This window comes from Streptomyces sp. NPDC006134 (assembly GCF_040628835.1).
Lineage (GTDB): Bacteria > Actinomycetota > Actinomycetes > Streptomycetales > Streptomycetaceae > Streptomyces.
In genome coordinates this window covers 41,823-58,909 of the sequence record NZ_JBEXTV010000025.1, presented here as the reverse complement: position 1 = coordinate 58,909, position 17,087 = coordinate 41,823, and the positions used below count along the sequence as shown (strand labels likewise).

The window sequence follows — 17,087 nt, the reverse complement described above, 5'->3', positions numbered from 1 at the left end:
ACGGGTCGGGTGCGTGGACGCCGGGGTGCGCCGTCACCCCGGAGACGGTGAGCGGTGGTCAGTTGCCGAACGCGGCGTCGAAGGAGGCCGACGGCGGCTCGAAGTCGTAGGCCTTCAGGCGGGCCAGCGCCTCGGGGGCGCCCTGGAGCCGGTCCATGCCGGCGTCCTCCCACTCCACGGATACCGGGCCCTGGTAGTCGATGGCGCGCAGCATGCGGAAGACGTCCTCCCAGGGCACGTCGCCGTGCCCGGCGGAGACGAAGTCCCAGCCGCGGCGCGGGTCGCCCCACGGCAGGTGGGAGCCGAGGCGGCCGTTGCGGCCGTCGAGGCGCTTGCGGGCCTCCTTGCAGTCCACGTGGTAGATCCGGTCGCGGAAGTCCCACAGGAAGCCGACGGGGTCGAGGTCCTGCCACACGAAGTGGGACGGGTCGAAGTTGAGGCCGAAGGCGGGGCGGTGGCCGATCGCCTCCAGTGCCCGCCGGGTGGTCCAGTAGTCGTAGGCGATCTCGCTGGGGTGGACCTCGTGAGCGAAGCGGACGCCCTCGGCGTCGAAGACGTCCAGGATCGGGTTCCAGCGCTCGGCGAAGTCCTCGTAGCCGCGTTCGATCATCGACGCGGGGGCGGGCGGGAACATGGCGACCAGGTGCCAGATGGCGGAACCGGTGAAGCCGATGACGGTGTCGACGCCCAGGGCCGCCGCGGCCCGCGCGGTGTCCTTCAGCTCGGCGGCGGCGCGCTGCCGCACGCCCTCGGGCTCGCCGTCGCCCCAGATGCGGGCGGGCAGGATCGCCTGGTGGCGCTCGTCGATGATGGCGTCGCAGACGGCCTGCCCGACGAGGTGGTTGGAGACGGCCCAGCACTTCAGGCCGTACTTGTCGAGGAGCTGGTGGCGGCCTTCGACGTACGAGGGGTCGGCGAGCGCCTTGTCGACCTCGAAGTGGTCGCCCCAGCAGGCGAGTTCCAGGCCGTCGTAGCCGAAGTCGCGGGCCAGGCGGCAGACCTCCTCCAGCGGGAGGTCCGCCCACTGGCCGGTGAACAGGGTGAAGTTGCGCGGCATCCGTATCTGTCTCCCTCTGGCCTCTGCGTCTTCCTCTGGCTTCTCTGTCTTCCTCTGACTTCTGCGTCTTCCTCTGGTTCCTGTGTCTTCTCAGACCGCGATCGGGGTGTAGACGGAGTTCTTCTCGGCGCTCTCCTCCACCGCCGCCAGCACGCGCTGCACCTGGAGCCCGTCGGCGAAGGACGGTTCGGGCCGGCGCCCCTCGGCGATGGCGTGGACCAGATCGCGGGCCTGGTGGACGAAGGTGTGCTCGTAGCCGAGGCCGTGACCCGGCGGCCACCAGCCCTCCAGGTAGGGGTGGTCGGACTCGGTGACGAGGATGCGGCGGAACCCGGCGTGCGTGGCGGGCTCCGTACCGTCGTGGTACGACAGCTCGTTGAGCCGTTCCAGGTCGAAGGCGAGGGAGCCGCGCTCGCCGTTGAGCTCGATGCGCAGGGCGTTCTTGCGGCCGGTGGCGTACCGGGTGGCCTCGAAGGAGGCGAGGGCGCCGGAGGGGAAACGGCCGGTGAACAGGGCGGCGTCGTCGACGGTGACCTGCCCGGTGCCGCCGTCGGCCGGGGCGGCGGACAGGCCCTGGGCGGTGCGGCCGGGCAGCGGGCGCTGCCGTACGAAGGTCTCGGTCAGGCCGGAGACGCCCGCGAGGTGCTCGCCGGCCAGGTACTGCGCGAGGTCGACGATGTGCGCCCCGAGGTCGCCGAGCGAGCCGGAGCCGGCCTGCTCCTTGCGCAGCCGCCAGGTCAGCGGCGCGGCCGGGTCGACGAGCCAGTCCTGGAGGTACGTCACCCGCACGTGCCGCAGCCGGCCGATGCGGCCCTCGGCGACCATGCGCCGGGCCAGCGCGGTCGCCGGAACCCGGCGGTAGTTGAAGCCGACCATGGCCAACTGCCCGCGGGCGTGGGCCTCTTCGGCGGCCCGGACCATCGCCTCGGCCTCGGCGACGGTGTTGGCGAGGGGCTTCTCGCACAGGACGTGCTTGCCGGCGGCGAGCGCGGCCAGCGCGATCTCGGCGTGGCTGTCGCCGGGAGTGCAGATGTCGACGAGGTCGATGTCGTCCCGTTCGACCAGGGCCCGCCAGTCGGTCTCGGCCGACGCCCAGCCGTGCCGGTCGGCCGCCGCGCGGACGGCCGCGGCGTCCCGGCCGCAGATCGCGGTCAGCTCCGGGGTGAGCGGCAGGTCGAAGACGCGGCCCGCGGTGCGCCAGCCCTGGGAGTGGGCGGCGCCCATGAAGGCGTAGCCGACCATGCCGACGCGCAGTGGCGGCTTGGCGGCGCCGGTCACCGGGGCGGCCTGCACGGCGCCGGTCACCGGAGCGGCCTGCGCGGTGGCCGGCGCGGCGCCCCCGCTCCCGGCGTCGGTGCCGGCACCGACGCCGGTACCGGCCGCCGAGGCGGGCGCCGCCCCCGTGCTGTGGCCCGTGGCCCCGGCCCTGGCGGCTGCTGCCTCCGCCTCGGCCCTGCCGGGCTGCTGCGGCTGTCCCATGCGGATGTCCTCCTCGTGTCGTGGCGCGGTGGGGGGTGGGCCCGCCCGGCGGAGCCGCCCGCGGGCGCGCCCGGTGGGTGCGCCGGCGCGCGGCGTCCCCCTCCGGGCGGCCCGCTCGCGGCGGACCCCTCCGGTGGCCTCGTCCGGTGGCCTCGTCCGGCGGGCTGGTCAGGCCCGCGGGGCCGGGCTCCTCACTTGAAGCCGGTGGACATGTACTCGTCGACGTTCTCCTTGTCGACCACGGCCGAGTACAAGGTGATCGACGACGGGATCTCGTGCTCGGCGAGACCGCCGATGCCCTTGCCCTGGCCGAGGGCGCGGGCGAGGTCGATCGCGGAGGCGGCCATGGTCGGCGGGTACAGGACGGTCGCCTTGAGCACGCCGTCGTCCTGTTTGATGGCCTGGAAGGCGGACAGGGCGCCCGCGCCGCCGACCATCAGGAAGTCGTCGCGTCCGGCCTGTTCGATGGCGCGCAGCGCGCCGACGCCCTGGTCGTCGTCGTGGTTCCACAGCGCGTCGAACCTCGACTGCGCCTGGAGCAGCTGGGCCATCTTGGCCTGCCCGGACTCGACGGTGAAGTCCGCGGCCTGGCGGGCCACCTTCTTGATGTTGGGGTAGTTCTTCAGGGCGTCGTCGAAGCCCTGGGTGCGCTGCCGGGTCAGTTCCAGGTTGTCCAGTCCGGCCAGTTCGACGACCCGGGCGTCCGGCTTGTCCTTGAGCTTCTCGCCGATGTAGTGCCCGGCGTTGAGTCCCATGCCGTAGTTGTCACCGCCGACCCAGCAGCGGTAGGCCTGCGGGGTGTTGAAGACCCGGTCCAGGTTGACCACCGGGATGCCGGCCCGCATCGCCTTCAGCCCGACCTGGGTGAGCGCCTTGCCGTCGGCGGGCAGCACCACCAGGACGTCGACCTTCTTGTTGATGAGGGTCTCGATCTGCCCGATCTGCTGGGCGGTGTCGTTGGAGCCCTCGGTGACCTCCAGGGTGACGTCGGAGTACTTCTCGGCACGGCCCTTGGCCTGGTCGTTGATGGCGTTGAGCCAGCCGTGGTCGGCGAGCGGGCCCGCGTAGCCGATGGTGACCTGCTTGCCGGGCTTGTCGTCGGCGGCGGGCTGGTCGTTGGCGGCCGGCTGGTCGTCGTCGGAGGACTCGTTGCTCGTGCACCCGGTGAGGAAGGCACCGGCGGACACGGCGGCGGCCCCGAAGAGCAGCCCTCTGCGGCTCGTGAGCTCTGGCATGACGGTGAACCCTCTCCTCAGGTCGTGCTTGCGGTACGGCGCTGGACCAGCACGGCGGCGACGATGATCGCGCCCTTGGCGATCTGCTGGACGTCGCTCTGCAGGTTGTTCAGGGCGAAGATGTTGGTGATCGTGGTGAAGATCAGGACGCCGAGCACGGAGCCGACGATGGTGCCGCGGCCTCCGCTGAGCAGGGTTCCGCCGATGATCGCGGCGGCGATGGCGTCGAGCTCGTACAGGTTGCCGTTGGTGTTCTGGCCGGAGCCGGACAGGACGATCAGCAGGAAGGCGGCGATGCCGCAGCACAGCCCGGACAGCAGGTACAGGTACAGCCGCTGGCGGCGGACGTCGATGCCGGCGAGCCGGGCGGCTTCCGCGTTGCCGCCGACGGCGACGGTGCGGCGGCCGAAGGTGGTGCGGTTCAGCAGCAGCCAGCCGATGACGGTGACGGCCGCGAAGACCAGCACCAGCGGCGGGATGCCGAGCACGTAGGCATCGCGCTCGCCGAGGTCGAGGACGCCCTCGACGGTGACGATCTGCGTCCTGCCGTCGGTGATCTGCAGGGCCAGGCCGCGGGCCGAGGCCAGCATGGCGAGGGTGGCGATGAACGGGACCATGGCCCCGTAGGCGATGAGCACCCCGTTGACCAGACCGCAGCCCACCCCGACGACGATCGCGGTGAAGAGGATGCCGCCGAAGCCGTACTCCTGGGTGGCCACCGTGGTCGCCCACACCGAGGCGAGCGCGACGATCGCGCCGACCGACAGGTCGATGCCGCCGGAGACGATGACGAAGGTCATGCCGACGGTGACGACGCCGATCACGGACGCCTGGGTGAGGACGAGTTGCAGGTTGCGGGTGTCGAGGAACTCGTCGGGCTTGGTGATGCCGCCGATGAGGACCAGGACGGCGAGGACGCCGAGCAGGGACAGGGTGCGGACGTCGACTCGGGCCGTCAGGCCCCGCCGGGCGGGCGGGCCGTCCGCCGCCTCCGCTTTTCCGGTGCCGCCCCGTGGCGGGGACACGTGCTGCGTCATGACGCCGGGCTTCCTTCCATCACGAGGTCGAGTACGCGGTGTTCGTCGAGTTCGCTGGCGGGCGCCTCGTGCACGACGCGGCCCTCGCGCAGCACCAGCACCCGGTCGGCGAGGCCGAGCACCTCGGGCACCTCGCTGGAGACCAGCAGCACGGCGAGGCCCTCGTCGGCCAGGCGCCGGATCACGGCGTACAGTTCGGCGCGGGCGCCGACGTCGACGCCGCGGGTGGGTTCGTCGAGCAGCAGGACCCGGCAGCCGCGCAGCAGCCAGCGGGCCAGGACGGCTTTCTGCTGGTTGCCGCCGGACAGGGTGCGCACCGGCACGGACGGGTTGTCGGGCCTGAGGGACAGTTCGCGGGTGGCGGCCCGGGCGGCGCCCAGTTCGGCGCCCCGGTCGATCCAGCCGCCGCGCGCGAAGCGGGACATCGAGGAGACCGACACGTTGCGGGTGACGGACTCCAGCATCAGCAGGGCCTGCGCCTTGCGTTCCTCCGGGGCGAGTCCGAGTCCGGCGCGGACGGCGGCGCGCACGCTGCCGGGGCGCAGGGGCCGCCCGTCCACGAGGATCCGGCCGGCGGTCGGTTTGCGGGCGCCGTAGATCGTCTCCAGGACCTCGGAACGGCCGGAGCCGACGAGTCCGGCGAGCCCGACGATCTCCCCGGGGCGGACCTCCAGGTCGAGGGGCGCGAACTCGCCGTCGCGCGCGAGCCCCTGCACCCGGAGCACCGGGTCCCCGCCGGGTGCCGTCGCCGGCCGCTCGGGGAAGACGTACTCCACGTTCCGTCCCGTCATCAGCGACACCACCTCGGTGGTCGGTGTCGTCTTCGCGGGCAGGCCGCGTGCGACGGCCCGGCCGTCCTTCAGGACGGTGACCCGGTCGCCGATGCGGCGGATCTCCTCCAGGCGGTGCGAGATGTAGACGACGGCGACGCCGTCGGCGGTGAGGTCCCCGACGATGCGGAAGAGGTTGTCGACCTCGTCCGGGTCGAGCGCGGCGGACGGCTCGTCCATCACGATCAGCCGTACGTCGTGGGAGAGGGCGCGTGCCATCGACACGATCTGCTGCTGGGCCGCCGAGAGGTCTCCGACGAGGCGGGCCGGGTCGATCTCGGGGTGCCCGAGCCGCTTCAGCAGCGTGGCCGTCGCGGCGCGGGCCGCCTTGCCGCGGACGACGAAACCGGCGGTGGTGGGCTCGTGGCCGAGGTGGACGTTCTCGGCGACGGACAGGTGCTCCACCAGGTCGAGTTCCTGGTAGATGGTGGCGATGCCCAGGCGCATGGCGGCGATCGGCGAGCGCAGCGTGACGTCCTCGCCGCGCCAGCGGATGGTGCCGGTGTCGGGCTGGTGGGCGCCGGCCAGGACTTTGATGAGCGTGGACTTCCCGGCGCCGTTCTGGCCGAGCAGGCAGTGCACTTCGCCGGCCTGGACGTCCAGGTCGACACCGTCGAGGGCCCGGACGCCGGGGAACGACTTGGTGATGCCGGACATGCTGAGCAGCGGTGGTTCTGGTGCCATGTGAGGTCCCCTCGGCGGGCGTCGTGCGGGCCGGTGTCAGGACAGAGCAGGGCAGAGCAGTGCAGTGCAGAGGTACGGAAGAGAGCTGAGCGGAGCGGGACAGGGCACAGCGGGGCGTATCGGAACAAGGCGGGTGGAGCGGTGCGCTGTACTGGGATGGGTGGAGAGGTGCGCTGTACTGGTGACGTGGTGGGTCGGAGCCGGTTACGCGGGTGAGAACAGGTGGTCGCTGATGAGCCGGGCCGCGCCGATGACTCCGGCGGTGGGGCCCAGTTCCCCCAGGACGATGGGGAGGTTGCCGGTCGCCAGGGGCAGCGACTGGCGGTAGACCTGGGTGCGGATCGCGGCGAGCAGGGTGTGGCCGAGGCCGGTCACCCCGCCGCCGATCACCACCAGGCCCGGATTGAAGAAGCTGACCAGGCCGGCGATGACCTGGCCGGTGCGGGTGCCGCCCTCCCGGATCAGGTCCAGGGCGGTGGCGTCGCCCGCGGCGGCCGCGGCGGCGACGTCGGCGGCGCTGAGGGCCCCGTTCGTCTCCAGCCGTGCGGCCAGTTCCGGCGACCGCCCCTGCTGGGCGGCCTCCGTCGCGTCGCGGGCGAGCGCCGCGCCGCTGAAGTGCGCTTCCAAACAGCCCCGGTTGCCGCAGGCGCAGGGGCGGCCGTCGGGCACGGCCTGGATGTGCCCGATGTCGCCCGCGCTGCCCGTCGTGCCGCGGTGGACGCCGCCGCCGACGACGATGCCGCAGCCGATGCCGGTGCCGATCTTGACGCAGAGGAAGTCGGCGACGGTGCGGGCGACGCCCGCGTGCTGCTCCCCCAGCGCCATCAGGTTCACGTCGTTGTCGACCATGACCGGGCAGCCGAGTTCCTGGCTGAGCGCCTCCCGCACGGGGAAGCCGTCCCAGCCCGGCATGATCGGCGGGGCCACCGGCACGCCCTCGGGGAAGCGGACCGGACCGGGGACACCGATGCCGGCGCCGTCGAATCCCTCCGCGAGTCCCGAGACCCTCAGTTTCGCCGCCATGGACAGGACTTGCTCGAAGACCGCGACCGGTCCCTCGCGGACGTCCATGGGCTGGTTGATGTGCCCGAGGATCTCCAGCTCGGCGTTGGTGACGGCGACGTCGACCGAGGTCGCGCCGATGTCGACGCCGAGGAAGCGCAGGCCGGGGTTGAGCCGGATGTTGTGGGAGCGGCGACCGCCGCGCGAGGCGGCGAGTCCGTCGGCCACGACCAGCCCCGTCTCCAGCAGCCGGTCCACCTCCACGGCCAGCTTGGACCGCGACAGGTCGACCTGGTCGCCCAGCTGGGCGCGGGAGTTGGGTCCGCCGTCGCGCAGCAGCTTCAGCAGCCGGGCCTGGTGGGCGTTGGCAGGTCGCGCGGTCATGCGTCTCACGAGCCCCTCCCCGCCTCAACGGCCTGTGCGCGCCGGTTTCCGGCCACGTCCGTGGCTTGCTTTCGGAGGGGAACGTAGCAGCGGCTGCCGACCGTGGGAAGAAGTCGCGCACGAATTGCTGCCAACTTTCTCCACTGAGAGGACAAAGGGCGGTGTGGCCGGGTGCTTTCCGCTTGGCGGGTGCCGTCTGCGTGTGTCACCGTCGCCCGGTGCCGACCTCACGATGCGAACTGATGACATGGCAGTGGGACCTGACGTGGTCGCTCTTCGAGTACCACGCGGAGCGCCTGGAGGCGGAGGACTTCCTGTGGGAGCCGGCTCCGCACTGCTGGACCATGCGGCGGCAGGCCGCGGGAGGGTGGGTGCCGGACTGGGCGGACACCGAGCCCGATCCCGTCCCGGTGCCCACCATCGGCTGGCTGAGCTGGCACATCGGCTGGTGGCTGGGCGTGGCCACCGACCATGTGGCGGGCCGGACGCCGCGCGGCCGGTCCGAGATCGCGTGGCCGGGCCCCGGTGACGCGGCCGTCGCCTGGTTGCGCGGCCTGCGCGAGGAGTGGTCCCGCGCGGCGGAACGGCTCACCGAAGCGGACCTGGACCGCGCCGCGCCGTTCCCGTGGGAGGGCGATCCCGGGCACACCGTCGCCCACATGCTGGCCTGGGTGAACGCCGAACTGATGAAGAACGTGGCCGAGATCGGCCAGCTGCGCCTGACGAGGGCCGCGTCCGCGGCGTGAGGCACGGGCGCCCGACGGAGCACGGCGGGCGCCCCGCGCCTCGGACCGCCCCGCGTCAGGACTGCGCGCGCGCGTGGTACGAGCGCCGGGTGTGCTCCGTGTGCTCCCGCATCAGGTGCGTCGCACGCTGCTCGTCCCGGTCGGCGATCGCGGCGATCAGCTCCCGGTGCTCGATCCAGGACTGCCGGCCGCGCTGCCGGGCGACGGGCGTGTAGTACCAGCGCACCCGGCGGTCGACCTGCCGGGCGAGTTCGGCGAGGACCGTGTTGCCGGCCAGCTCCATGATCTTGGCGTGGAAACGGGCGTTCAGCGCGACGGCGCCGTCCACGTCGTCGGCGGCCACCGCCCGCTCGCCCTCGGCGCACAGCTCCTCCAGGGCGGCGACGCCCGCGCTGTCCGCACCGGCGGCGGCGAGCCGGGCGGCCTCGGCCTCCAGCAGCGTACGGACCGTCAGCAGCTGGTCGGCCTCGTCCTCCGTCGGCACGTGCACGAACGCGCCCTGGGCGGGCCGCAGATCGATCCACCCTTCGGTGTTCAGCCGCTGCAGCGCCTCGCGGACCGGCTGGCGGGACACGCCCAGGTGGCCCGCGAGCTCGCTCTCCACCAGGTGCTGACCGGGTTGCAGGGCGCGGGTGGTGATGAGTTCGAGCAGCGCCTCGTAGACACGGTCCCGCAGCGGGCCGGGGCGTTCGAGCCTGGGCACCGCCCCCTGGGGCAGTCCTGTCGACAACATCGCGGTCCCTCCTCGGCAGGGCCGTGCACGGCAGCGACAACCGCATGACCGTAAAGAAAGTCTAAATTGTTTTTCGTCTACAGTCTACGGCGCGCGGGGCCGGGGCCCCGAAAGGCGACCCACCAGCCCTGGGAGGCGGCCCGCACGGAGGCCCGGGCGGAGGCCCGGGCGGAGGCCCGGGCGGAGGAGTCCGGACGAAGGGCCCGGACGGAGGAGCCGGGCGGAGGAGCCGGGCGGAGGATGACCCGGACGGAGGGAGGTCCGGACGGAGGGAGGTCCGGACGGAGGGAGGCCCGGACGGAGGGAGGTCCGGGTGCCGCGCCCCCGCCCGCTCAGGGGCAGCGGACGACCTGACCGGCGTACGACAGGTTGCCGCCGAAGCCGAAGAGCAGCACCGGGTCCCCCGAGGTGATTTCGCCCCGCTCGACCAGCTTGGCGAAGGCGAGCGGGATGCTGGCCGCGGAGGTGTTGCCCGACTCGGTCACGTCCCGGGCGACGACGGCGTTGACGGCGCCGATCTTCTCGGCGAGGGGCTCGATGATGCGCAGGTTCGCCTGGTGCAGTACGACCGCGGCGAGGTCCTCCGGCGCCAGCCCGGACCGCTCGCAGGCTTGGCGGGCCAGGGGCGGCAGCCGGGTGGTGGCCCAGCGGTAGACGGCCTGCCCCTCCTGGGCGAACCGCGGCGGCGTCCCCTCGATCCGCACCGCCCGCCCCATCTCGGGCACCGACCCCCACAGCACCGGGCCGATCCCGGGCTCCCGCTCCTCCGGGCAGGGCTCGACGACGGCGGCCCCCGCCCCGTCGCCGACCAGCACGCAGGTGCTGCGGTCGGTCCAGTCGGTCACCTCGGACATCTTGTCGGCGCCGATCACCAGGGCGCGGCGCGCGGCCCCCGCGCGGACGGCGTGGTCGGCGGTGGCCAGGGCGTGGGTGAATCCGGCGCACACGACGTTGACGTCCAGCACGGCGGGCTGCGGGATGCCGAGGCGGGCCGCGACGCGGGCGGCGGTGTTCGGGGAGCGGTCGACGGCGGTGGAGGTGGCGACCAGCACCAGGTCCACGTCGGCGGGCGCCAGCCCGGCCGCCGCGAGCGCCTTCGCGGCGGCGTGCGCGGCCAGCTCGTCCACCGGTTCGTCGGGGCCGGCGATCCGGCGGGTGCGGATGCCCACCCGGCTGCGGATCCACTCGTCGCTGGTGTCGACCAGGTCCGCCAGGTCCTCGTTGGTGAGCACCCTGGCGGGCTGGTAGTGGCCGACTGCGGCGATGCGCGAGCCGTTCATGGACGGATCCCCCTCGTTGCCTCGGTAGCGGGATTCATCAGTCTGATCAGTGACTCGCGGGTAGGGCGGCAGGTGAACCGACAGGAATCGGGCGCCCGGCTTGTCGCCTTCCGTCAGGCCCTCGGACGCCCGAATGTTCACCCTCTGTCACCGGCGATCGCCCCGGCCGGTCACCGCCCTCGCCCTCCCCCTCACCCCGTGAACAACTGCGCCGCCTTCCGCACCAGTTCGTAGAGGCCGTACGCCAGGGGTGCCCCCACCCACAGCCAGGCGAAGGCGATCAGCGGGCGCCGCTCAGGCGGACTCGGGCTGTTGCCGTGGGACGGTGCCGGCATCGGCGGCCTCCTCGGATGCGGGACGGGCGGGGACGTGGTGGCGGGGGTGGACGGGCCGGACCAGCTCGTTGGCGGCGAAGCCGACGGCCAGCAGGCCGATCATGACGGCGAACGACAGGCCGTACAGGGACGAGCCGTGCCGGCCCGCCGCCTCCTGCCGGTCGGCGATCCAGTTGACGATCAGCGGCCCGAGGACCCCGGCCGTGGACCAGGCGGTGAGCAGCCGCCCGTGGATGGCGCCGACCTGGTACGTGCCGAACAGGTCCTTCAGATAGGCGGGGATCGTCGCGAAGCCGCCGCCGTAGAAGGAGAGGACGACCAGCGCGCACAGGACGAACAGCGGCTTGGAGGCGTCGCCGAACAGCGCGATGAGCGCGTACATCAGCGCGCCGGCGCCGAGGTAGACACGGTAGACGTTCTTCCGGCCGATCAGGTCGGAGGCCGAGGACCAGCCGATGCGGCCGGCCATGTTCGCCGCCGACAGCAGGGCGACGAATCCGGCGGCGGCCGTCGCGGACACGGGCGCGGAGGTGTCCGCGAAGAAGTCCGTGATCATCGGGGCGGCCTTCTCCAGGATGCCGATGCCCGCGGTGACGTTCGTGCAGAGCACGACCCACAGGCACCAGAACTGCGGGGTGCGCACGGCGCCCCGCGCCGACACCCGCACGCCCCCGCCCGTGTCCGTGCCCATGCCCGTGCCCGTGTCCGTGCCCGCCGTACCGCCCGCGGGCCGCGCCGTGCCGGGCGGCACCCGCACCAGCAGGACGCCGAGCAGCATGAACACGGCGTACGACAGCCCGTGCACGAGGAAGGCGAGGGCGATCCCGGAGGAGTCCGCGCCGAAGGAGTCCAGCATCTGCGCCGACCAGGGCGAGGCGATGAGCGCGCCACCGCCGAAGCCCATGATGGCGATGCCGGTGGCCATGCCGGGCCGGTCCGGGAACCACTTGATCAGCGTGGAGACCGGCGAGATGTAGCCGATGCCCAGGCCGATCCCGCCGACGAAGCCGTAGCCGAACACGATCAGCCAGTACTGCTCGGCGGCGGCCCCCAGCGCGGAGAGCAGGAAACCGGAGGAGAAGCAGACGAGGGCGACGGTCATCGCCCAGCGCGGCCCGTTGCGCTCGACCAGCGTGCCGCCGAACGCGGCCGACAGGCCGAGCATGACGATGCCGAGCTGGAAGGGCAGCGCGCTGAGCGTGCCGCTGAAGCCGAGCGCGGATTCCAGAGGCGGCTTGAACACGGACCAGGCGTACGCCTGCCCGATGGAGAGGTGGACCGAGAGGGCGGCGGGCGGAACCAGCCAGCGGCTCCAGCCCGGGGGTGCGACCGGTGGGCTCATGGGTCCCGGACGGTAGGGAACCGCAGCCGGGTTGAGAAGACCCGGGTCGACCGTATGCGGTGAACGGTATGCGGGGCGCGCCGAACGGTCACCCGCGGACCGGCCGCGCCGCGGCCTCCCGGACGAGCTGTGGCCACGAGCGGTGGCCGGCGCGCCGAGCGTTGACGCGACCAGGTCCTGCCGCCGCGCCGCTTGCTTGTCGGCGAGTTCGCCGATGGACGGTGGGCGGGCCGGGGCGTGATGCGGGGCCCGGTCTCGGACATCCTCGCGGCAGCCCGGCGGGCGGGTGTGGAGCACGTGGTGCTGGTGTCGCCGCTCTCACGACCCGATCCGCCGGGACCGAGTTCGGAAGGCCATGGCGAGTGACGCGGAAATGGTGCGCGGCAAGCGTCCGGCTCACTGGAGGGCATGAAATCCACTCGGCCGCAACCCTCCGGAAGCCATGGAATCCCTCGACTTGCAAATCCACCAGAGGGCACAGAATTGCTCGGTCCGCAAATCCGGCAGAGGGCATACAGTCCGTTCAGCCGCAACATTATTGGAGAGAAATTCCGAGCTTGACAGTGTCGTGGAGTTTCCCTACGGTCCAGTCGTTCGAGTTCCCACCGAGCGATATTCGAAGGTGTCCATGACCGCGCCTCCAACGTTGCCGAAGTCCAGGCAGCAGTTGATCCTTGCCGTTCTCATGTTGTGTTCGCTGCTGATTTGGCTGGAAAATACCGTCCTGAGTACTGCGCTGGAGACCCTCGCAGATCCGGTCCGTGGGCTGGGGGCCAATCCAGGTCAGCTGCAATGGGCGACCGGTTCGTACACTCTGGCCTTCGCCACATTGATGTTCACCGCAGGCGCATTGGGCGATCGGTTCGGTCACCGGACTGTTTTCTCCAGCGGGTTGGCGATCTTCTCCGGGGCCTCGCTGTGGGCGGCGTACGCAAGCGATGTGGGCCAGCTGATTGCGGCTCGAGCCGTGATGGGGGTGGGCAGCGCGCTGATCACGCCCGCCATGATGGCCATCCTCGTGTGGACCTTCACCGGCCCCGCGCGGGCTGCCGCGATCGGTGTTTTCTCGACGTCGGCCGGTGTCGGAATGGCTGCCGGCCCGGTGCTGGCCGGGTTCCTGCTCGATCATTTCTGGTGGGGCTCGGTCTTTCTGATCAACGTCCCGGTCGCGGCATTGGCGTCGGTCGGGCTCGCCGTGCTGGTTCCGAATTTCCGCAGCCCCACTCTGCGGCCACTGGACCCCGCTGGAATGCTGCTGTCGATCAGTGGGCTCGCGGCGCTGGCCTACGGGCTGATCCGGGCGGGGCAGGTGGCCGCGTGGAGTCGTACCGACGTCTGGGCGCCGATCGTTGCCGGCCTGGTTCTGCTGGCCGTTTTCGTACTCGTCGAACTGCGTGTCAAGGTGCCCATCTTCGATCCGCGCCTGCTCGCGCACCGCACATTCGGTGGCGGCAACGCGGCGCTCGGATTGCTGCTCTTCGGCGTGGCCGCCATCACGTTCTATAACGCGTTCTACCTGCAAGGAGCGCTCGGATTTTCGCCGATGAAGGCGGGTTTGGCCAATATCCCGACCGCACTCGGCGCGCTCGCGGGGGCGCCCCTTGCCGCGCGCCTGGTTCGCCGCCTGCCGCTGCGCCTCGTCACCGTGCCGGCGCTGACCGTGGCTGCGCTGACCATGGGCGGATACGGGCTCCTCGGACTCCACACCCCGCTCGCCTGGATCGAGGTCCTGTTGCTGGTACAGGGTCTCTCGACCGGCATGGTGATCGGCCCCGTCACGGCCGCGTTGCTCGGCAACCTGCCGTTGGAGCAGGCCGGTGCGGGATCGGCCGTCACCAACACCGTGCGGCAAACCGGCAGCGTGATCGGAATCGCAGTAGGCGGCACGATCATGTCGATCATGTACCGACGTGCGATCGAACCTTCGCTGGAGGGCGCGCCCGGTCCGGTGCAGGATCAGGCGCGGGTTTCCGCCGAACAGGCCCGCCACGTCGCCACCGCTCTTCACCGGCCCGCCCTTGCTCAGGCTGCCGACAACGCGTTTGTCCATGCCATGCACGTCGGCGCGGGCTGGATCGCGGTCATCGCACTCCTCGGAGCAGCTGTGCTGCTGATCACCTTGCCCGCTGCCGGGAAGAAGAAGGGCCCGGTACCGGAGCCGGACTGCGAAGAGGCCCGCAGCTCCGTCTGAGAGCCCCTTCTGTTCGGGGCTCTCAGAGGGTGGGGGCAGAACCCAGGATCAGGCCCGCCGCAGGGCACCTTCGAGGACCGTGTCCTCTCCGTCGCCGGGCGCGGCCTCGGCGCGCGGCTCGCCGTCGAGCGCGACGCCCCGCTGCCCGACCCGGCCCGCCTGTACCGCGGCAGCCGCATCGAGGGGTGCGCGTACTGCGGAGCGGGCTGTCACCTCGCCCTGCACGTGCAGGAGAATGAGAGCGTGAAGGTCACCTCGCCGCACGACGACCCGGTGGCCCACGGCAACCTGTGCATCAAGGGCCGCTTCGGCTGCCGGCACGTACGGAACCGGGATCGAAGAACACCGGACGGGACTGATGGGGACATGGGACGAGTCACGGAACGACGCAGGGTGATCCGGATCCGGGACGGCGCGGTCTCCGCCCGCCCGGACACGCTCGTCGCCGAGGAGCCCCTGGAGATCCGGCTGAACGGCAGGCCGCTGGCGATCACCATGCGCACGCCCGGCGACGACTTCGCGCTGGCGGCGGGCTTCCTGGTCAGCGAAGGGGTGCTCGCCGAGCGGCAGGACCTGCGGAACATCGTGTACTGCGCGGGCGCGACGGCCGACGGCTCCAACACCTACAACGTGGTGGACGTGCAGACGGCGCCCGGCGTCGCGCTTCCCGACATCACCCTGGAGCGCAACGTCTACACCACCTCCTCCTGCGGCCTGTGCGGCAAGGCGAGTCTCGACGCCGTGCGGACGACGGCCCGCTGGCCCATCGCCGACACTCCCCCGCTGCGGATCACCCCCGAGCTGCTCGCGTCGCTGCCCGACCGGCTGCGCTCCGCCCAGCGGGTCTTCGACCGCACCGGCGGCCTGCACGCGGCGGCCCTGTTCGCCGAGGACGGGGAACTGCTGGACATACGGGAGGACGTGGGCCGGCACAACGCGGTCGACAAGCTGGTCGGCCGCGCCCTGCAGAACGGGGACCTGCCGCTGTCCCGGACGGTCCTGCTGGTGTCGGGCCGGGCCTCCTTCGAGCTGGCGCAGAAGGCGGTGATGGCGGGCGTGCCCGTGCTGGCGGCGGTGTCGGCGCCCTCCTCCCTGGCGGTGGACCTGGCCGCCGAGACGGGGCTGACGCTGGTGGGCTTCCTGCGGGGCGGCTCCATGAACGTGTACGCGGGCGAGGACCGCATCGCCTTGCAGGCCGCGTCCGCCCAGGGCTGACGGTCTCCCCGCGGCACGGCGACGGGGACCCGGCCGGCGAGGAGGGCCCCCTGCGCCGCGGGGCCCGGCATCCCGGCGACCGGCGACCGGCTCAGCCTCCCGCGGCGTGGATGCGGCCCAGCATCTCCACGAACCGCTCGCGTTCGGCCGCCGAGAGCGGGGCGAGCAGGGCGTCGTTGGCCTCCCGCGCCGCCTTCTCACAGCGGGTCAGCAGCCGTGCGCCCTCCCCGGTGAGCGACACCGCGTTCTTGCGGCGGTCCCTCGGGTCCGGTTCGCGGACGACGAACCCCGCGGCCTGGAGGTCGTCGAGGACGCCGACCAGGTCCTTGGGGTCGAGTCCGACGCCGCGCCCGAGGTCGGCCTGGGCGACGGGGGCGAGGTCGCGGACGGCGGAGAGCACCACGTGGTGCCACATCTTCATGCCCTCCGCGGCCAGCGCCTCGGCCACCAGGGCCCGGCCGCGGGCTGCGGCCCGGCCCAGCAGCCAGCTGGGGAGGGAGCGGATCGCGGGGAGAGGGGCGTCTGCCATGGCCTCACCCTAGCCGGAAAATCGTTGGGATTCCCTACGACCTCCCCCTATCGTTGGGACCACCAACGACCTGATGGGAGGTGCGGCCGATGCGCCGCGTCCGTTACTCCGCCCCCGGCGGCCCGCTGTTCCTGGAGGAGGTGCCCGTCCCCGAACCGGGCCCCGGTGAACTGCTCGTGCGCTGCGCGGCCGCCGGCGTCACCCTGCCCGTCGTACGGAAGGTCACCGAGGCGCCCGAACCGGTCCCCCTCGGGGGCGAGATCGCCGGCGAGGTCGTGGCCGCCGGCGACGGCGTCACCCGCTTCCGGGCCGGCGACCGGGTGACGGGGCTGTGCTTCGGGCACGGCTACGCCGACTTCGCCCTGCTGCACGAGGCCATGGCCTCGCCCGTCCCCGACGGCGCCGAAGCCGTCGACGCGGTCGCCCTCGTCCGCAGCGGTCTGGTCGCCCTCGGCGCGCTGACGGCCGCCCGGCCCCGCCCCGGCGAGACGGCGCTGGTCACGGCGGCGGCGAGCGGTGTCGGCCACCTGGCGGTGCGGCTCGCCCGGACACGCGGCGCGGCCCGGGTCGTGGGCGCCGTCTCCGACCCGGCCAAGGCCGGCTTCGTACGCTCCCTCGGGGCCGACGACGTCGTGGTCTACGGCGACGAGAGCTGGGGCGAACCGGCCGACTACGTCCTCGACGCGGTCGGCGGCGACCTGCTCACCCCGGCGATCGCCGCCCTCGCCCCGGGCGGGCGGCTGGTGGCGTACAGCTCGGGCGGCGGGACCGTCCGGGCGTACGACCTGCTGGTGGGCGCCAAGACGGTGACGGGTTTCCAGATGGCGCGGATCGCCCGGGAGCGGCCGGACCTCTACGAGCGGTGGCGCCGGGAGCTGTGGGACCTGTTCGCCGAGGGGACGCTGCGGCCCGCCGTGCACGGCCTGTTCCCCCTGGAGGACGCGGCCGCCGCGCACGCGGCCGTCGCCTCGCGGGGCAACCTCGGGAAGGTCGTCCTCGTGCCCTGAG

General features: G+C 72.5%; 16 protein-coding genes. 4 read left to right on the top strand and 12 right to left on the bottom strand.

Annotation, left to right across the window (positions count from 1 at the left end):
* Positions 1-58: 58 nt before the first annotated feature.
* The 6 genes from ABZ340_RS18340 to ABZ340_RS18315 all read right to left on the bottom strand — a co-directional run bounded on the left by ABZ340_RS18340 (position 59) and on the right by ABZ340_RS18315 (position 7,708).
* Positions 59-1,057 (bottom strand): sugar phosphate isomerase/epimerase family protein, encoded by a 999-nt coding sequence (locus ABZ340_RS18340; protein WP_358782799.1) that lies wholly within the window; start codon positions 1,055-1,057, stop codon positions 59-61.
* A gap of 90 nt (positions 1,058-1,147) precedes the next feature.
* The gene (locus ABZ340_RS18335; RefSeq protein ID WP_358782798.1) at positions 1,148-2,536 is read right to left on the bottom strand and encodes a Gfo/Idh/MocA family oxidoreductase; all 1,389 of its coding nucleotides are present in this window, start codon (positions 2,534-2,536) and stop codon (positions 1,148-1,150) included.
* 191 nt (positions 2,537-2,727) lie between these two features.
* The gene (locus ABZ340_RS18330; protein ID WP_358782797.1) at positions 2,728-3,771 is read right to left on the bottom strand and encodes a substrate-binding domain-containing protein; all 1,044 of its coding nucleotides are present in this window, start codon (positions 3,769-3,771) and stop codon (positions 2,728-2,730) included.
* Between the two features lie 17 nt (positions 3,772-3,788).
* Positions 3,789-4,808: an ABC transporter permease gene (locus ABZ340_RS18325; protein ID WP_358782796.1), complete on the bottom strand. Its 1,020-nt coding sequence runs from the start codon at positions 4,806-4,808 to the stop codon at positions 3,789-3,791.
* Positions 4,805-6,322: a sugar ABC transporter ATP-binding protein gene (locus tag ABZ340_RS18320; protein ID WP_358782795.1), complete on the bottom strand. Its 1,518-nt coding sequence runs from the start codon at positions 6,320-6,322 to the stop codon at positions 4,805-4,807. Before ABZ340_RS18320 ends, ABZ340_RS18325 begins: the two co-directional genes overlap by 4 nt.
* Before the next feature lie 204 nt (positions 6,323-6,526).
* Complete coding sequence (locus ABZ340_RS18315; RefSeq protein WP_358782794.1) at positions 6,527-7,708, bottom strand: ROK family transcriptional regulator; 1,182 nt, start codon at positions 7,706-7,708, stop codon at positions 6,527-6,529.
* Between the two features lie 242 nt (positions 7,709-7,950).
* On the opposite strand from ABZ340_RS18315, the gene ABZ340_RS18310 reads away from it, so the two are divergent.
* Positions 7,951-8,454 carry a DinB family protein gene (locus ABZ340_RS18310; protein ID WP_358782793.1) on the top strand — a complete coding sequence of 168 codons (504 nt, stop codon included), beginning with the start codon at positions 7,951-7,953 and terminating at the stop codon, positions 8,452-8,454.
* A gap of 55 nt (positions 8,455-8,509) precedes the next feature.
* On the opposite strand, the gene ABZ340_RS18305 is transcribed toward ABZ340_RS18310, so the two are convergent.
* The 4 genes from ABZ340_RS18305 to ABZ340_RS18290 all read right to left on the bottom strand — a co-directional run bounded on the left by ABZ340_RS18305 (position 8,510) and on the right by ABZ340_RS18290 (position 12,144).
* On the bottom strand, positions 8,510-9,187 hold the full coding sequence (locus ABZ340_RS18305; RefSeq protein ID WP_358782792.1) for a GntR family transcriptional regulator: 678 nt from the start codon (positions 9,185-9,187) through the stop codon (positions 8,510-8,512).
* 332 nt (positions 9,188-9,519) lie between these two features.
* A complete protein-coding gene (locus tag ABZ340_RS18300; RefSeq protein WP_358782791.1) occupies positions 9,520-10,467 on the bottom strand; it encodes a beta-ketoacyl-ACP synthase III in 948 nt (315 codons plus the stop codon).
* 191 nt (positions 10,468-10,658) lie between these two features.
* A complete protein-coding gene (locus tag ABZ340_RS18295; protein WP_358782790.1) occupies positions 10,659-10,802 on the bottom strand; it encodes a hypothetical protein in 144 nt (47 codons plus the stop codon).
* Positions 10,762-12,144 (bottom strand): OFA family MFS transporter, encoded by a 1,383-nt coding sequence (locus tag ABZ340_RS18290; protein ID WP_358782789.1) that lies wholly within the window; start codon positions 12,142-12,144, stop codon positions 10,762-10,764. The genes ABZ340_RS18295 and ABZ340_RS18290 overlap by 41 nt, the downstream gene beginning before the upstream one ends.
* A gap of 628 nt (positions 12,145-12,772) precedes the next feature.
* Here ABZ340_RS18290 and ABZ340_RS18285 point away from each other — a divergent pair.
* A complete protein-coding gene (locus tag ABZ340_RS18285; protein ID WP_358782788.1) occupies positions 12,773-14,335 on the top strand; it encodes an MFS transporter in 1,563 nt (520 codons plus the stop codon).
* A 48-nt stretch (positions 14,336-14,383) separates the two neighbouring features.
* Here ABZ340_RS18285 and ABZ340_RS18280 read toward each other — a convergent pair whose 3' ends face one another.
* Entirely contained in the window at positions 14,384-14,560 is a 177-nt protein-coding gene (locus tag ABZ340_RS18280; protein WP_358782787.1) for a hypothetical protein, read from the bottom strand.
* 18 nt (positions 14,561-14,578) lie between these two features.
* Here ABZ340_RS18280 and fdhD point away from each other — a divergent pair, with 18 nt between their 5' ends.
* Positions 14,579-15,550: a formate dehydrogenase accessory sulfurtransferase FdhD gene (gene fdhD, locus ABZ340_RS18275; protein WP_358782786.1), complete on the top strand. Its 972-nt coding sequence runs from the start codon at positions 14,579-14,581 to the stop codon at positions 15,548-15,550.
* 91 nt (positions 15,551-15,641) lie between these two features.
* Here the strand turns inward: fdhD and ABZ340_RS18270 are convergent, their stop codons facing one another.
* On the bottom strand, positions 15,642-16,079 hold the full coding sequence (locus ABZ340_RS18270) for a MarR family transcriptional regulator (RefSeq protein WP_358782785.1): 438 nt from the start codon (positions 16,077-16,079) through the stop codon (positions 15,642-15,644).
* A gap of 89 nt (positions 16,080-16,168) precedes the next feature.
* Here ABZ340_RS18270 and ABZ340_RS18265 point away from each other — a divergent pair, with 89 nt between their 5' ends.
* Positions 16,169-17,086, top strand: coding sequence for a zinc-binding dehydrogenase (locus ABZ340_RS18265; protein ID WP_358782784.1), 918 nt, complete (start codon positions 16,169-16,171; stop codon positions 17,084-17,086).
* The last annotated feature ends 1 nt before the right edge of the window (position 17,087 follow it).

Coding starts and splice junctions, on each gene's coding strand:
- ABZ340_RS18340 (WP_358782799.1), bottom strand. CDS start 1,057: ATGCCGCGCAACTTCACCCTGTTCACCGGCCAGTGGGCGGACCTCCCG.
- ABZ340_RS18335 (WP_358782798.1), bottom strand. CDS start 2,536: ATGGGACAGCCGCAGCAGCCCGGCAGGGCCGAGGCGGAGGCAGCAGCC.
- ABZ340_RS18330 (WP_358782797.1), bottom strand. CDS start 3,771: ATGCCAGAGCTCACGAGCCGCAGAGGGCTGCTCTTCGGGGCCGCCGCC.
- ABZ340_RS18325 (WP_358782796.1), bottom strand. CDS start 4,808: ATGACGCAGCACGTGTCCCCGCCACGGGGCGGCACCGGAAAAGCGGAG.
- ABZ340_RS18320 (WP_358782795.1), bottom strand. CDS start 6,322: ATGGCACCAGAACCACCGCTGCTCAGCATGTCCGGCATCACCAAGTCG.
- ABZ340_RS18315 (WP_358782794.1), bottom strand. CDS start 7,708: ATGACCGCGCGACCTGCCAACGCCCACCAGGCCCGGCTGCTGAAGCTG.
- ABZ340_RS18310 (WP_358782793.1), top strand. CDS start 7,951: ATGACATGGCAGTGGGACCTGACGTGGTCGCTCTTCGAGTACCACGCG.
- ABZ340_RS18305 (WP_358782792.1), bottom strand. CDS start 9,187: ATGTTGTCGACAGGACTGCCCCAGGGGGCGGTGCCCAGGCTCGAACGC.
- ABZ340_RS18300 (WP_358782791.1), bottom strand. CDS start 10,467: ATGAACGGCTCGCGCATCGCCGCAGTCGGCCACTACCAGCCCGCCAGG.
- ABZ340_RS18295 (WP_358782790.1), bottom strand. CDS start 10,802: ATGCCGGCACCGTCCCACGGCAACAGCCCGAGTCCGCCTGAGCGGCGC.
- ABZ340_RS18290 (WP_358782789.1), bottom strand. CDS start 12,144: ATGAGCCCACCGGTCGCACCCCCGGGCTGGAGCCGCTGGCTGGTTCCG.
- ABZ340_RS18285 (WP_358782788.1), top strand. CDS start 12,773: ATGACCGCGCCTCCAACGTTGCCGAAGTCCAGGCAGCAGTTGATCCTT.
- ABZ340_RS18270 (WP_358782785.1), bottom strand. CDS start 16,079: ATGGCAGACGCCCCTCTCCCCGCGATCCGCTCCCTCCCCAGCTGGCTG.
- ABZ340_RS18265 (WP_358782784.1), top strand. CDS start 16,169: ATGCGCCGCGTCCGTTACTCCGCCCCCGGCGGCCCGCTGTTCCTGGAG.